Genomic DNA, 13,952 nt, shown 5'->3' with positions numbered 1-13,952 from the left:
CGCCAGATCCCTCAGTACCATGTGGTGACCCTATTCGAGGATCCACCACGCCATGCACTCACCGTCAAAACCCGTACCGCCCGAGCAGCAGACCACCGAGGCCGGTAGCGTCACCACACCCGTACGCGGCGCGCTTGCCAGCCTGTCCCTGGCGATGCTGCTGCCGGCGCTGGGCACCAGCATCGCCAACGTGGGCTTGCCCGACATGGCCAGGGCGCTGCAGGCACCGTTCCAGGATGTGCAATGGATCGTGCTGGCGTATCTGCTGGCCATCACCGCCCTGATCGTCAGCGTGGGGCGGCTCGGCGACATGCTCGGCCGGCGCCGCCTGCTGCTGGCAGGCATCGCGCTGTTTGCCATAGCCTCCATCCTGTGCGCGCTGGCGCCCACCTTGTGGCTGCTGGTTGCCGCGCGTGCCCTGCAGGGCCTGGGCGCTTCCGTCATGATGGCGCTGACCATGGCCTTTGTCGGCAGCACCGTGCCCAAGGCCAGGACGGGCAGCGCCATGGGCCTGCTCGGCACCATGTCGGCGGTCGGCACCACGCTCGGCCCCGCGCTGGGCGGCCTGCTGATCGCGCACTTCGGCTGGCAAGCCATTTTCCTCGTCAACGTGCCGCTGTCCGGCGTGGCGCTGCTGCTGGCCTGGCGCTACCTGCCGGCGGACCGGCGCGGCGCGCACGCCAAACGTCCCGTGTTCGACCACCGCGGCACCGTGCTGCTGGCGCTGACCCTGGGCGCCTATGCGCTGGCCATGACCCTGGGCCGCGGCCAGTTCGGCGCGCGCAACGCGGCGCTGCTGCTGGCCGCCTGCGTCGGCGCCATCGTGTTCGTCCGGGTCGAACTGAAGGCGCCGGCGCCGCTGATACGCCTGGCCATGCTGCGCGCGCCCTTGCTCAGCGCCTGCCTGGCGACCAGCATGCTGGTCTCGACGGTCATGATGTCCACCCTGGTGGTCGGCCCCTTCTACCTGGCGCGCGGCCTGGGCCTGGGCACCGCCGTCACCGGCATGGTGCTGGCGGCCGGGCCGCTGGTGGCGGCGTTCTGCGGCGTGCCGTCCGGCTGGCTGGTGGACCGCTACGGCGCACAGCGCATGGGCGGCGCGAGCCTGTGCGGTGCGGCAGGCGCCTGCCTGGCGCTGGCCCTGCTGCCCGCCAGCCTGGGTATTCCCGGCTATGTCGCTCCCATCATGCTCCTCACGGCCAGCTACGCGCTGTTCCAGGCCGCCAACAATACCGCCGTGATGGGCGATATCGCTGCCGATCAGCGCGGCGTTATCTCGGGCATGCTCAATCTGTCGCGCAATCTGGGCCTCGTCACGGGCGCCTCCGTGATGGGCGCCGTCTTCATTGCCAGCGCCGGCGATATCACTGGCGCTTCGCCAGCCGCCATGATCGGCGGCCTGCACGCCACTTTTGCCGTCGCCAGCGCGCTGATACTCGCCGCGCTGGCCATTTTCGCGCTCGGCCGCGCCCTGAGCAAGGCTGGAGAACGCGCATGATCCGCGCCGTGCAATCGCGCTCCTGCCTGTCCCGCTGGTGCTGCCGGCGGCATCAGCCGGCGTTGATCCGGCCCGCGCAGGCGTCGACCACGCAGCCGCGCAGCCAGCGGTGGGCCGGGTCGGCATCCATGCGCGGATGCCACATTAGCGATACGGTCAGGTCGGGCATGCCTAGCGGCAGCGCAAAACTGAACATGCCGGCGCGCAGATTGCCCGTATGCCGTTCCGGCACGGTGGCGATCAGGTCGGAGCCGGCGGCCAGCGCCAGCGCCGCCGTAAAGCCGCCGACGATGCTGGCGATCGTGCGCTGCAGTCCCAGGGCGGCCAGGGCGTCGTCCATCGGTCCCGTATCCTGGTCGCGCCGCGCCACCAGCACGTGCCGGCCGGCCGCATAACGCTCGGCGCTGATGTCGCCCTGCGCCAGCGCATGGCCGCTGCGCACCACGCCCACGAAACGGTCGCCGAACAGCCTGCGCGTGCGCACTTCCGGGCTGGTAAGACTGCCGATTACGCCCGTTTCCAGGTCGATGCTGCCCTCGCGCAGCTGCACGCTTTCGCGGTCCAGCTTTTGCACGAAGCGCAGACGCACGCCAGGCGCTTGCGCGCCGATATGCGCGAGCAGCGCCGGGCCGAAATTTTCCACAAATCCGTCGCTAGCACGCAGCGTGAATGTCTGCGCCAGCTGGCGCGGGTCCAGCGCTTGCTTTGGTGCCAGCACGGCCAGCACCTCGCCTAACAGGGGCCCCGCTCTTGCGCGCAGCTCCAGCGCGCGCGGCGTGGGCACCAGTTCACGCCCGGCGCGCACCAGCAACGGATCGCCGGTCGTCTCGCGCAGGCGCGCCAGGGCGCGGCTCATGGCCGAGGGACTCAAACGCAAGCGCCGCGCCGCGCGCGTGACGCTGCCTTCGGCCAGCAGGACATCGAGCGTGATCAACAGGTTCAGGTCGGGTAGCGACATTGGCGCTTACTCGCCCTGCTCCGGCGCGCGCCCGATTTCGCCGTCGAGATTGGCCAGGAACCAGGCCAGCGACGACATCAGCGCCACGTTGCGCTTGAGGTTATCCGGGTCGACCTTGTCCAGCGTGTCGGCCGGCGTGTGGTGGTAGTGGAAGTAGCTGTGGCTGTCGACCAGCGGCTCGAAGCTGGGCACGCCGCCCGTTTCCAGGCGGTGCAAGTCGCCCGTGCCCAGCGCGTCGCGGCGCGTGAACGCGTGCGCGCCCATCGGCTGCAGGGCCACCAGCAAAGGCGCAAACAGTTTTTCCGCCTTCGGCCCCACGCTGGCCTTGATGCCGAACGGACGGCCGGCGCCGCTGTCCATCTCGATGGCCGCATATTGTTTGCCGAGCGCCTGCTTGTGGGCCTCGAAATAGGCCTGGCCGCCACGGCCGCCATTTTCCTCGTTCATCCAGGCGATCACGCGGATGGTGCGGCGCGGACGGTAGTCGAGCTTTTTCAGGGTTTCCACCACTCCCATGGCCGCCACCACGCCGGCGCCGTCGTCGTGCGCGCCCGTCGCCAGGTCCCAGGAATCGAGGTGGCCCGAGACCACCACCACTTCGTCGGCCTTGTCCGTACCCGGCCAGTCGGCGATGACGTTGTAGCTGTCCGCCTCGGGCAGGTTTTGCGGCGTCAGGGTCAGGTGCATTTTCATCGGGCCGCGTGCGGCCAGGCGGCCGATCAGCAAGGCGTCTTCCACCGTGACGGCGGCGGCGGGAATGCGTTTATTGTCATCGAGGCCCGTGGCGCCCGCATGCGGGATGCGGAAGTTCGCGCCGCCCACCGAACGTACCAGCGCGGCGGCCGCGCCCAGGTCGGCCGCCGCCTTCGGTCCATTGAAACGGAAGCGCGAACCCTGGCCGTAAGTCACACCGGCCAGACCCCGCTCGGCCATCTCCTGGTCGAACGGCGTGTCGATCAGCACGATGGCGCCCTTCACTTGCGCCGCGCGCGCCTTGAGTTCCTCGAAGCTCTTGACGATGATGAGGGGCGCCGTCAGGCCGGCGGCCGGCGTGGCGCCCGAACCGCCCAGGGCGGTCAGCACCACGCGCTGCGATACGCCCTGCGGACGGCCCGCATAATCGACGATGTCCGCCGTTTCCACACCGCGCACCCAGTGCGGCACTTTCACGGGCTGCAAGGTGACGGTGGCGCCCAGCTGGCGCATGGTGTCGGCCACCTGCCGCACGGCGGCGGCCGCGCCGGCGGAACCGGACAGGCGCGGGCCGATCAGATCCGTCATGTCGGCCAGGCGGGCATACGCCCAGTCGCTTTGCAGCGCCGTGTCGCGCACCTGCGCCAGCGCTTGCGGCGCATTGCCTGGCGCGGCGGCAAAGGCGCCGGCGCTGACGGCGCAGCCAAGGGCGATGAAGAAAGCGGAACGGCGCAGTGGCGCGCCAGTCAGGATGCTATGCATGTAATGTCAATTCCAGTCAACGAGGTCGAAGCGGGTACGCCTTGGCCAGGGGCAAGGCGCGGCTTTCTACGATAGCGTATTTATTCTGTCATTGCAGCAACTTTTACGGGATCGATTGCCTCTCCCCCCGGAGTCGATTACCATCAAGATCGTGATCGCTACCGGATACCGCCATGCTCAAGGGAACCCTCTGTAACGTCCGGCATGTGCAGGCCGCCGATCTGAATGCCTATATTTCCCTCGTCAACGACCTGCCCTCGCGCGGCGAGTTTTTCTCGATGCAATTCAAGTCGCCCGAGGCCATGCGGCGCGACTTCCTGCAATCGGGCTTTGTCACCGAAGACAGCGAATTGTTCCTCATCGAAGACAAAGCCCAGCACATCATCGGCACGATCACGCACTTCAAGAGCCGCACGCCAGCCTCGCGCGAGATCGGTTACCGCCTGTTCGACCGGCAGCGGGACGGGCGCGGCTACATCAGCGAAGCGACGCGCCTGGTGGTCGATTACCTGTTCAACGCCTATGCGTATCATCGGCTGGAGCTGCTGATGGACCCGCTGAACATCGGCTCCGAGCGCATCGCGCAAAAGAACGGCTTTACCGAGGAAGGCTTGATGCGCCAGGCGTTTTTTATCAATGGCGCGATGCGCGATGTCAAAATGTACAGCCTGCTGCGGCCCGAATGGCAGGCGCGCCTGCGCTGACTTGTTACCATCGGGGCAGGAGTGTAAGAAGTTGTATTAGACGTGGAACAAGCTGGTGACAGCAGATATAGTCCGGTCCATGCAGATCATTGTGATCTCGCCGGAATGGAAGGAAATGCCATGTTGAACAAGAAACTCCTGGGTGCGGTAATGGTAGCTGCGGTGGCTGTGTCTTCGGCCGCAGTCGCCGGTGACCGCGACTTCAATACCGTGGCAGGCGCCGTTGTCGGAGCGGCCATTGGCAACAGCACCGGCGGGCGCAATGGCGCGATCGTCGGTGGCGTGCTTGGCGCCGCCGTCGGCAACAGCATCAGCACGAATGACCGCCATTATGACCGTGGCGGCTATCGTGGCGGCTATCGCGAAACCTATTACGCGCCTGCGCCGCAACCGGTGTATTACGCGCCGGCACCGCAGCCCGTGTATTACGCGCCGCCACCGCGCTACTACGGCCCACCGGCTGTCGTCTACGTGCAACCGGGCCGCGGCTACTACCGCGACCATGACCGCCGCGACTACTATGACCGCGGTCACGGCCACGGTCACGGTCACGGCTGGGGCCATCGTCGCTAAGAGCCTATCCCAGTAGGGAGCGTCTTCTGCTGGCGGCGCATCAGGAGCGCGGACAAGGCGTGAGGAGGACGCGTGGCGAGCCACGCAACGACGATCAACGCAGTCCCCGCTTCTGAGGGGCGCCAGCAGGGGATGTATTCATCTACTGGGATAGGCTCTAAGCAGCACCCTGCACGCGCCCGCTCTACAACCTGCGCCAGCCTGCTGTCGCAGGTTTTTTGTTAGATACGCAAGGTATCGCCCCTGCATAATTTCGGCTAATCTGTATCCCATGATCAATATTGTCGACCGCCTGGACCGTTCACCGATGCATTTAATCAAAGACGCGCTTGACTTCGGCCCCTGGCTCGATGCCGCCGCCGGCAGCAGCATGGGCGCCGGCCCCCTGCTGCGGCGCGAGAACCAGGACAACTTCCTGCTGATCGATGCCAGCGGCCACGCCGTCTGCCTGTCGCGGCAGGCGCCATTCCACTGCCAGGTGCCAGGCTGGCCGCGCGGCCATGTGCGCGCAGCCGTGCTCGACGGCATGGGCGGCCACGGCCAGGGGCGCGAGGCGACGGAAGCGGCCGTGCAAGGCTTGCTGGCCATGCCCGCCTGCCTCGACACGGCCAGCCTGGCAGCCAGGCTCGACGCTCTGCATACGCGCTTGCAGGACGATTTCGCCAGGAACGCGCCCGCCCAGGCGCGACCGCCGGGCACCACCCTGACCTTGCTGGAAGTGCCACCCGGCGAAGCGCCACTGCTGTATCACGTGGGCGATTCACGCCTGTATGAGCTTGCCGATGGCGTGGCCAGCATCCTCACCGTCGACCACGTGCCGGCCACCGCGTACGCCATGCGCGGCGCGCTCGACGAGACGCGCTGGCGCGCCGCCGTGCATGGCGAACACCACCCGCAAATCTCGCAGGCATTTATTCTAGGCAACGCTCTCAGCGACAGCTTGCAGCTCGACAAGCCCCTGCGCGGCCTCGATGCATCCACCTTGCCGCCCTTCCTGGCGCATCTGGGCGACCGCCGCGTGCTGCGCGTGCGCCCCGGCGCCCACTATCTGCTGGCCAGCGACGGCTTCTGGGCCTGCGACGACCCGCTGGCGCTCACGGCCCGCTGGCCCGCCTTGTGTGCCGGCAAGAGTGCTGCCCAGGCCGTCAGCGCCCTGTTCGACGACTTCCTTGCACGACCGCCAAAAGGCTTGTGTAGCGACAACATTACCATGCTGGCGCTGCGCTTCGACGCGGCGTTCAGCGCCCCAGTCGGCTAGCGGCCAGATAACCGGCCGTCGCCGACACGGCCGACAGTACGGCGCCCCAGGCCATGTCGATCGCCGTCAGGCCCAGCGGCCAGTCGCGCAAGGTGGCATAGTTGCTCAAATCATAAGTACCATAGGCAAGCAGTCCAAGCAGCGCCCCCAGTGCCGCCGCCGTGCGCCCGCGCCGCGCGCGCAGTCCGGGCAAGATGGCAAAGACCAGCAGCCCAGCCACGTACAGCAGATAAAACAACACGGCCGGCGCCCAGCGCGGGGACTCCGCCAGAAGCGGCCCCAGCGCTGCGGCGTACACAGGCTTCATCAGCACCGCCAGCCACAGGGCATCGATGGCCAGGAAGACGCACAAGGTGGCGCCATAGGCAATGACCAGCTGGAGCGGGCGTTGGACAGGCATGATGGTCTCTCGATTCAAGCGTTGGGGGAACGGCCAGCATAAGGCAAAACGCCCCAGGCCCGCATCGCGGACGTAAAAATGCCCGGCCGGCGCGCGCGCATTGACGGGAAGCGACGCCATACCATATCAAAATAACATATCCAGAAAGATATAAAATGTGTTTTTAAGCAATAGTTTCCATGACATGTATGATCAGGTGTGACCAGGGGCATGAATTTGGGCAAAAAGTGCGCATTCGGGCGCCGCGGAAGTTGCCAAGCAGGCGCAAAAGCGCGTAAGCTCTCATCTAGACCAGAGGGCAGAATGTCCCCGCTCGATTCGAGTCAGAATGTCATGAAAAAATGCAGCAACCCGGAGCACCCGCACTGTACGTTCTGGGTCTTGCCTGGGGATACAGTCTGTGCGGGCAACCACCCGCAAGCGACGACTGCTCCCAGCAGCTACGACCTGTTGACCGCACTGCGCAACGCCCGTTCCGAGCCATCGGCAACGGCGCTTTCGCACGCCCCTGCGCATGATGCTGATATTCGCGACGCTGTGATTCGCGATGCGGCCATTCAAACGGCAAGCCGCTCCTCGCCGGCCGCCGCCCCGTCATGCACGCCAGCGCCCGTTGCGCCGGCAACGGTGCCGCCCGCCTACCAGCCGGTGCAAGCCCACCTGCACATCAGCGGCTTCGATCCGCGCGCGGCAGGCGGACGGCAAACCCTGAAGATGGAATTGCGCGGCATGGGCGCCGCCTGCGCGCCGCAGCTGACCTTGCGCCTGTGCTCGGACCTGATCCCCCGCGGCCGGGTGCAGCATGATTTCGTGCGCACCACGCGCGGCGACTGGCGCCCCGTGTTTGTCGAGTTCTCCTCGCGCAACAAGGAACACGGGCAATACCAGATCGAAGTGGAAGTACACAGCCATGTCGATGGCGCCGTGGCGCAGAAATGGGTATGCACCTTCGTCATCCTCGTGCCGCGCCGCGACGCTACCTTGACGGAAATCCACCAGATCTTCCTCAGCACGCACAAGAATGTGCGCGTGATGGCGGACGACGCCTCGATCGCCCGCGTGACGGGCGGCGACGGCTGCAACCTCGACGTGACGGCGCGCAATGCCGGCATTGCCCACGTGGATTTATCTGCGCCGCAAGGCAAGATCGACATGGGTTTTACCACCATCGCCTGGGATGAGGAGTTGATCGAAGTCGACCTGCCCGCCGCCAGCCACTGCCATCCGCACCCGAGCCAGGCCGCCTGCCTCGTCAATGCGGCGCCGGAAGCGGGCGAACAGCGCCAGATCCGCCTGTTCGCGCTGGAAGAATGCATGCTGGGCCGCTTCGAGCTGGTGGACCCGGAAGCCGATGTGCTGCTCAGCCATTTCAGTCCCGACGGCCAGGATAACAATGGCTTGACGCGCCGCCTGTCGGGCCGCCATGCCATCATCCGGCGCAGCGGCCAAGGCTTTGAAATCGAGGACGTATCGCGCTATGGCATGCTGCTCGACGGCGTGTGGCCCGGCAAGCACAAACCGGTCGCCTTGCGCCTGGGCATGCGCATCGAATTGTCTGCCAGCATCAAAGGCATCGTCGTGCTCAGCGTCACGGCCATCCTGGCGCACGGCGTGATCCTGCACCGTATCGACCACGGCGCCCGCGCCGAGTGTTTTTACCTGCTGCTGCCGGACACCCAGCCCACGCCGGCCAGCCACCTGGCCACGCCGCAGGCCAGCTGTCTGCCCGTGCTGTTCCACCGCAACGGCGGTTTCTGGCACCTCGACAACGCCAGCGGCAAGGAAACCGCGCTGGCCCCCGCCACTGCGCTGGATAAACTCAGCGGCTTCGCGCGGCACAACCGCTTCGCCAGCGAACCGTATCCGGAATGCTGGATCATCCGCACCGAAGGCGCGGCGCTGTGCGATAGCGTGCTAACCGCCTGATAACGCTTCCTGGCACCTCGCTACCCGCTAGCGGGGAACGAGTACCAGGAAGATCATCGACAAGCCCAGAATGAACACCGCTTCCAGCGTAAACACGATGGCGGGAATCTGCAATTCGCGCGGGATTTTCATGGCGAGACCTCTTCAAAACGTGGAACCACTTTCAGCATAGCGCACCCTGCGCCAATTGCATTATCAGCCGCACAACACACTTGAGCGCCCGGCATGACTTGCCGAGTGCGCTACCCGGGTCCTGCCGACACACAATTTAACAAATTTTCACCAACTATTCTGCAAATAGCACCCCTCCACGCCCTTGCATACTGTATATTCATCCAGTTAATATCCCCCTGTATTTCACACAACGCCCGCATGGCGTTTTACATTTTCTATGGCTTCCAACAAAGCGCATCATGCGACCGGTTGGGCTGCCGGCGTGATCGCCGCGGCCCTGGTCGCGCACGCTGGCGCCGGTGGTCCCTACCAAGTGCTGAGCATGCTCGCCTTTGTGATGGGCGCACTGGGCGGCACGGCGCCGGACTGGCTGGAAGTGGCCTGGTGGGCGCGCTCGCACCGGTTGTGGATCACGCACCGCACCTGGACGCACTGGGGCCTGGCCTGGATCGCCCTGCTCGTCTACACGTATCTGCAATTGCCGCACCACTTGTGGGCGCCGCCCCTGTTCGGCTTTGCCGCAGGCGGCATCATGCATCTGCTGGCCGACTGGCCCAATCCGCTCGGCGTGCCGTGGATTTTCCGCCGCCACTCGCTGCGCTGGTGGAAAAGCGGCCGGCACGACATCATCGTCATCCTCGCCGCCTGGCTGGCCGCCACCGTCGTGGCCGACCACGTGTTTTTCGATGGCATCCACCTGCGCCGCACCGCGCTGGCGCTGGACAGCCTGCTGCACTGGTCCGCTGGCGCACTCCAGTCGGCCTGGGCGGATCTGCAACAGTGGCAAGCGCGCTGGCGCCTGGGAGCCCACGCCAATTGACGCCGGCGGCATGGCGATGTGATAATGCGTATCATTCTCAAACAGCCCAGCCAGCCGGCACCCCGCGTTCCGTCAGCCCAGCTCATCCCTTGCCTGGAGAACGCAGTGAGCACCGTCAGTCCCGTCCATGCCATCGACCTGAGCAACCTGTACAGCGAGCACCACGGCTGGCTGTATGGCTGGCTGCGCGGCAAGCTGGGCAACCGGGCCGAGGCGGCCGACCTGGCGCAGGACACGTTTTTACGCCTGCTGGGCAAGCGCGAGGTGGCACCGCTGGCGCCCCTGCGCGAGCCGCGCGGCTACCTGGCGACCATCGCGCGCGGTCTGCTGATCGACCGCTACCGGCGCCAGGCGCTGGAGCACGCCTACCTGGAAGCGCTGGCGCAGCAGGCCGAGCCGGCATCGATCAGCGCGGAAACGCATGCCATCATCATTGAAACCCTGCTCGCCGTCGACCGCCTGCTCGACCGCCTGGGGGCGCGCACGCGGACCATCTTCCTGCTGGCGCAAATCGAAGAGCTCAGCTATGTGGACATCAGCCGGCGCCTCGGCGTCTCCCTGCCCACCGTCAAGAAGCACCTGGTGCGCGCCTACACGGAATGCCTGCTGCTGGCGGCCGCCTGATGTTCACCGCATCGGCCTCCGTTTCGTCGCCTATCCCCCGCAAGGTGCTGGCCGCCGCCGCCCACTGGCATGTGGAGCTCCAGTGCGGCAGCGCCGACCCGGCCGCCCTGCAGGCATGGCGCGACGCCAGCGCCGAGCATGAACGGGCCTGGCGGCTGCTGCAGCGCATGGACGGTCAGCTGGCCACGCTGCCGGCAGCGCTGGCGATTCCCGCCCTGCAGGCGGCACAGCAGCGCCGGCGCGCCGCCGGCAAGATACTCGCCGTGCTGGTGGCGGCCGGCGGCGGCATCGCGCTGGGCCAGGCGGGCTTGCAATCGGGTCCATGGCAAGCCCTGACGGCGTCCTTGCGCACGGCGCCGGGCCAGCGCCGCCACGTGGCCCTGGCCGATGGCGGGCGCATGGAGGTCAATACGGATAGCGCCGTGGATATCGACTACAGCGCCGCGCGCCGCCGCATCCGCCTGCACCATGGCGAAATCATCATCACGACGGCATCCGATGCCCGCCCCTTCCTGGTCGATACGCCGCACGGCGTGATCCGCGCGCTGGGCACGCGCTTCGGCGTGCGCTGCGACGGCGATGGCAGCACCGTCAGCGTCTTCGAACACGCGGTGGAAGTGCGCTGCGCGGCGCGCCCGGACGCCGTGCGGCGCCTGGAAGCGGGCCAGCAGCTGCACTTCTCCGACACGGGCCTGGCAGCCGTGCTGGCCATGCCCGCGCACCAGGACAGCTGGCTGCGCGGCATGCTGGTGGCCGCCGACTGGCCGCTGCAGCAGCTGGTAGCGGAACTGGCGCGCTACCGGCGCGGGCGTCTCGTCTGCGACGCCAAGGTGGCGCGGCGCCCCGTCACGGGCACCTACCGCCTCGACGATATCGACGCCGTGCTGGAAAGCCTGTGCGCCTCGCATGGGCTGCAAGTGACGTATTTCACACGCTACTGGGCCACGGTGGCGGCCCGTTCAACCTGATTATTTTCAGTTTTTTTGCGCCAGGGGTTGGTGTTTCGCTGCGCTGCTTCGGCTTCATGGATAAGTAGCCGATTCATCCTCCATTGACCATACCCTGAACAGAAAGACCGAGCATGCAGCTGACCACCCCCGTCCTCCATCCCGCCGCGCGCGCCATCCGCCTGGCCGTCCTCGCCATGGCGTGCGCCACCCCCACCGCCTTCCTCGCCACGCCCGCGCTGGCGCAAGGCCAGGCCGCCGCCGCGTCACAAAGCTACGCCATCAGCGCCGGCCCGCTGGCCACCGCCCTCAACGATTTTGCCGTGGCCGCCGGCGTCAGCCTGTCGACCGATCCCGCGCAGACGCGCGGTCTGCGCTCGCCCGGCGTGCGCGGCAGCGTCAACGTGACACAGGGCTTTGCCCAGATGCTGGCCGGCAGCGGCCTGGAAGCCGTGCAACTGCCGAACGGCGCCTACGTGCTGCGCCAGGCGGCGCCAGCGTCCGCCTCGGCGGCCGGCGTGGAAAAGACCATGGCGCCTGTGATGGTCAGCGCCAGCATGGAGCGCGACCCCGTCAGTGAACACAGCAACTCGTACGCGGCGCGCGCCGTCACCGTCGGCAAGGGCGTGCAAACCCTGCGCGAAATTCCCCAGTCCGTCAGCGTCGTCACGCGCCAGAAGATGGACGACCAGAACCTCAACACCATCGACGCCGTGCTGGCCAATACCACCGGCATCACCATGTACGACAGCCCCATGGGCGGGCGTTATGTGTATGCGCGCGGCTTCATGGTCGACACGTACCAGTTCGATGGCGTCAACCGCGCCATGTACTACCCGCAGGCGAACAGCTTTACCAGCAATACGGCCATGCTCGATTGCGTGGAAATCGTGCGCGGCGCCACGGGACTGCTGCAGGGCACGGGCTCTCCTGGTGCGGCCATCAACATGGTGCGCAAACGCCCGCTGGCGGAAAAGCAGGTGCAGCTGGCGCTCGGCGCGGGCCGCTGGAACGACGTGCGCGGCGAAGTCGACGTCACCGGTCCCTTGAACGAGTCGGGCAGCATGCGCGGCCGCGCCGTGGCCGCGCATGAGCAGCGCGATTATTTTTATGACGTGGCCGACAGCCGCACGGACGTGCTGTACGGCGTGCTGGAATTCGACCTGGCGCCGGGCAGCAAACTGACGACGGGCGCCAGCCACGAAAAACTGCACTCGACGCCGTTCTTCTCCGGCATGCCCCGCTACCGCGACGGCAGCGATCCGAAGCTGCCCCGCTCGACCTACCTGGGCGCAGACTGGAACCGCTGGAACAGCAAGCAAACGGCCGTCTTCGCCGAATTCGAGCACCGCTTCGACGCCGACTGGTCGTTGAAAGCCAGCGCCAACTACACGCGCGAGCGGCATGACGTGAAATACATGTTCAGCCAGGGCGCACTCGATCCCGCCACCCTGGCCGGCATGATGATGTATGGCGGCGTATTCGACTACGGCAGCACCAACAAGGGCATCGACCTGTCGCTCGATGGCAAATTCAACGCCTTCGGCCGCCGCCACGGTTTCAGCGCCGGTGTCAGCACGAACCGGCTGGAAAGCGACAGCGATTTCAGCCTGGCCCTGCTGCAGAAGCCGAACAACCCGCTGCAACCGAATCACGGCGTGGCCGAGCCGGGCGACACCTGGTTCCGTGAAAACAGCTACCGGGGCGATCCCAGTGTGACGAAGATGACGCAGACGGGCGCGTATGGCGTGGCCCGCTTCAGCGTCAGCGATCCGCTCACCGTGGTGGCCGGCGCGCGCGTGTCAAACTACAAATGGAGCAGCGTGTACCGCGACACGGGCGAGGTGTATATCGACCCGTACCGCGAAAATGGCGTCGTCACGCCGTATGGCGGCGTGATCTACGCATTCGACCAGCGCTGGTCCGGCTACGCCAGCGTCTCCGACATCTTCCAGCCGCAGAACCAGCGCACGGCCGACGGCGCCCTGCTCGACCCGCTCAAGGGGCGCAACCTGGAAGTGGGCGTGAAAGGGGAACTGTTCGATGGCAAGGTGAATACCTCGCTGGCGCTGTTCCGCATCGAGCAGCGCAACCGCGCGGAGCTCGACCTGGTCAATACCTGCTCCAGCGGCACGGAGTGCTATTTCTCGGCGGGCAAGGTGCGCAGTGAAGGCCTTGATGCGGAAATCAGCGGCGAAGTGGCGCCGGGCTGGCAGCTGTTCGCCGGCTATACCCTGAACAATTTCAAGTACCTGGAGCAGACCTCGAATGCGGGCGTGATGTTTGCCAGCACCTACTCGCCGCGCCACATGCTGCGCGCGTGGAGCGACTACCGCCTGCCCGGCGCCTTGCGGAAGTGGAGCGTGGGCGGCGGCGTGAACTTCCAGACGCAGAGCTCGCGCGTGACGCGCGACGTGACCGTGGCGCAAGGCGCGTATGCCTTGTGGAGCGCGCGCGCCGCGTACCAGATCGACCGCAACTGGACGGCGGCGCTGTCCGTGACGAACCTGCTCGACAAGCGCTACTACCAGACGGTGGGCGCGCCGGCCTGGGGCAATTTCTATGGCGAGCCGCGCAAGGCCGCATTGACCCTGCGCGCGCGCTTCTAAGAGGGA

At 66.6% G+C, this 13,952-nt stretch carries 12 protein-coding genes; 9 read left to right on the top strand and 3 right to left on the bottom strand.

Annotated elements, in window-relative coordinates; translation table 11 throughout:
* Positions 1-52 precede the first annotated feature (52 nt).
* Positions 53-1,498, top strand: a complete 1,446-nt coding sequence (locus ACP7DW_RS16335) for an MFS transporter (protein ID WP_426055213.1) — start codon at positions 53-55, stop codon at positions 1,496-1,498.
* A 52-nt stretch (positions 1,499-1,550) separates the two neighbouring features.
* On the opposite strand, the gene ACP7DW_RS16330 is transcribed toward ACP7DW_RS16335, so the two are convergent.
* A complete protein-coding gene (locus tag ACP7DW_RS16330; protein WP_426055214.1) occupies positions 1,551-2,456 on the bottom strand; it encodes a LysR family transcriptional regulator in 906 nt (301 codons plus the stop codon).
* 6 nt (positions 2,457-2,462) lie between these two features.
* The gene (locus ACP7DW_RS16325; RefSeq protein WP_426055215.1) at positions 2,463-3,911 is read right to left on the bottom strand and encodes a M20/M25/M40 family metallo-hydrolase; all 1,449 of its coding nucleotides are present in this window, start codon (positions 3,909-3,911) and stop codon (positions 2,463-2,465) included.
* Between the two features lie 173 nt (positions 3,912-4,084).
* Between ACP7DW_RS16325 and ACP7DW_RS16320 the strand changes: the two genes are divergently transcribed.
* The 3 genes from ACP7DW_RS16320 to ACP7DW_RS16310 all read left to right on the top strand — a co-directional run bounded on the left by ACP7DW_RS16320 (position 4,085) and on the right by ACP7DW_RS16310 (position 6,446).
* Positions 4,085-4,615 carry a GNAT family N-acetyltransferase gene (locus ACP7DW_RS16320; protein ID WP_298414566.1) on the top strand — a complete coding sequence of 177 codons (531 nt, stop codon included), beginning with the start codon at positions 4,085-4,087 and terminating at the stop codon, positions 4,613-4,615.
* A gap of 120 nt (positions 4,616-4,735) precedes the next feature.
* On the top strand, positions 4,736-5,188 hold the full coding sequence (locus tag ACP7DW_RS16315) for a glycine zipper 2TM domain-containing protein (protein ID WP_426055216.1): 453 nt from the start codon (positions 4,736-4,738) through the stop codon (positions 5,186-5,188).
* A gap of 307 nt (positions 5,189-5,495) precedes the next feature.
* Positions 5,496-6,446 (top strand): PP2C family protein-serine/threonine phosphatase, encoded by a 951-nt coding sequence (locus ACP7DW_RS16310; protein WP_426085158.1) that lies wholly within the window; start codon positions 5,496-5,498, stop codon positions 6,444-6,446.
* Here ACP7DW_RS16310 and ACP7DW_RS16305 read toward each other — a convergent pair.
* Positions 6,427-6,846 carry a DUF2177 family protein gene (locus ACP7DW_RS16305; RefSeq protein ID WP_426055218.1) on the bottom strand — a complete coding sequence of 140 codons (420 nt, stop codon included), beginning with the start codon at positions 6,844-6,846 and terminating at the stop codon, positions 6,427-6,429. The two genes, ACP7DW_RS16310 and ACP7DW_RS16305, sit on opposite strands and share 20 nt — an antisense overlap.
* 333 nt (positions 6,847-7,179) lie before the next feature.
* Between ACP7DW_RS16305 and ACP7DW_RS16300 the strand changes: the two genes are divergently transcribed.
* The 5 genes from ACP7DW_RS16300 to ACP7DW_RS16280 all read left to right on the top strand — a co-directional run bounded on the left by ACP7DW_RS16300 (position 7,180) and on the right by ACP7DW_RS16280 (position 13,946).
* Positions 7,180-8,772 carry an FHA domain-containing protein gene (locus ACP7DW_RS16300; protein ID WP_426055219.1) on the top strand — a complete coding sequence of 531 codons (1,593 nt, stop codon included), beginning with the start codon at positions 7,180-7,182 and terminating at the stop codon, positions 8,770-8,772.
* A 391-nt stretch (positions 8,773-9,163) separates the two neighbouring features.
* A complete protein-coding gene (locus tag ACP7DW_RS16295; protein WP_426055220.1) occupies positions 9,164-9,766 on the top strand; it encodes a metal-dependent hydrolase in 603 nt (200 codons plus the stop codon).
* A 105-nt stretch (positions 9,767-9,871) separates the two neighbouring features.
* A complete protein-coding gene (locus ACP7DW_RS16290; protein ID WP_426055221.1) occupies positions 9,872-10,390 on the top strand; it encodes a sigma-70 family RNA polymerase sigma factor in 519 nt (172 codons plus the stop codon).
* Complete coding sequence (locus ACP7DW_RS16285) at positions 10,390-11,358, top strand: FecR domain-containing protein (RefSeq protein ID WP_426055222.1); 969 nt, start codon at positions 10,390-10,392, stop codon at positions 11,356-11,358. The genes ACP7DW_RS16290 and ACP7DW_RS16285 overlap by 1 nt, the downstream gene beginning before the upstream one ends.
* 113 nt (positions 11,359-11,471) lie before the next feature.
* On the top strand, positions 11,472-13,946 hold the full coding sequence (locus ACP7DW_RS16280) for a TonB-dependent siderophore receptor (protein ID WP_426055223.1): 2,475 nt from the start codon (positions 11,472-11,474) through the stop codon (positions 13,944-13,946).
* Positions 13,947-13,952: the final 6 nt, after the last annotated feature.

Origin of the sequence: Janthinobacterium sp. PSRC1-1, assembly GCF_049897525.1 — a bacterium.
Lineage (GTDB): Bacteria > Pseudomonadota > Gammaproteobacteria > Burkholderiales > Burkholderiaceae_D > Janthinobacterium > Janthinobacterium tructae.
Note: the sequence above shows the minus strand (reverse complement) of the source record. Positions and strands in the feature narration are given on the sequence as shown.

Excerpts from the sequence above, each read along its gene's own strand:
- ACP7DW_RS16305 (WP_426055218.1), bottom strand. The coding sequence starts at position 6,846 with ATGCCTGTCCAACGCCCGCTCCAGCTGGTCATTGCCTATGGCGCCACC.
- ACP7DW_RS16295 (WP_426055220.1), top strand. The coding sequence starts at position 9,164 with ATGGCTTCCAACAAAGCGCATCATGCGACCGGTTGGGCTGCCGGCGTG.
- ACP7DW_RS16320 (WP_298414566.1), top strand. The coding sequence starts at position 4,085 with ATGCTCAAGGGAACCCTCTGTAACGTCCGGCATGTGCAGGCCGCCGAT.
- ACP7DW_RS16335 (WP_426055213.1), top strand. The coding sequence starts at position 53 with ATGCACTCACCGTCAAAACCCGTACCGCCCGAGCAGCAGACCACCGAG.
- ACP7DW_RS16300 (WP_426055219.1), top strand. The coding sequence starts at position 7,180 with ATGAAAAAATGCAGCAACCCGGAGCACCCGCACTGTACGTTCTGGGTC.
- ACP7DW_RS16310 (WP_426085158.1), top strand. The coding sequence starts at position 5,496 with ATGCATTTAATCAAAGACGCGCTTGACTTCGGCCCCTGGCTCGATGCC.
- ACP7DW_RS16280 (WP_426055223.1), top strand. The coding sequence starts at position 11,472 with ATGCAGCTGACCACCCCCGTCCTCCATCCCGCCGCGCGCGCCATCCGC.
- ACP7DW_RS16325 (WP_426055215.1), bottom strand. The coding sequence starts at position 3,911 with ATGCATAGCATCCTGACTGGCGCGCCACTGCGCCGTTCCGCTTTCTTC.
- ACP7DW_RS16315 (WP_426055216.1), top strand. The coding sequence starts at position 4,736 with ATGTTGAACAAGAAACTCCTGGGTGCGGTAATGGTAGCTGCGGTGGCT.
- ACP7DW_RS16285 (WP_426055222.1), top strand. The coding sequence starts at position 10,390 with ATGTTCACCGCATCGGCCTCCGTTTCGTCGCCTATCCCCCGCAAGGTG.
- ACP7DW_RS16330 (WP_426055214.1), bottom strand. The coding sequence starts at position 2,456 with ATGTCGCTACCCGACCTGAACCTGTTGATCACGCTCGATGTCCTGCTG.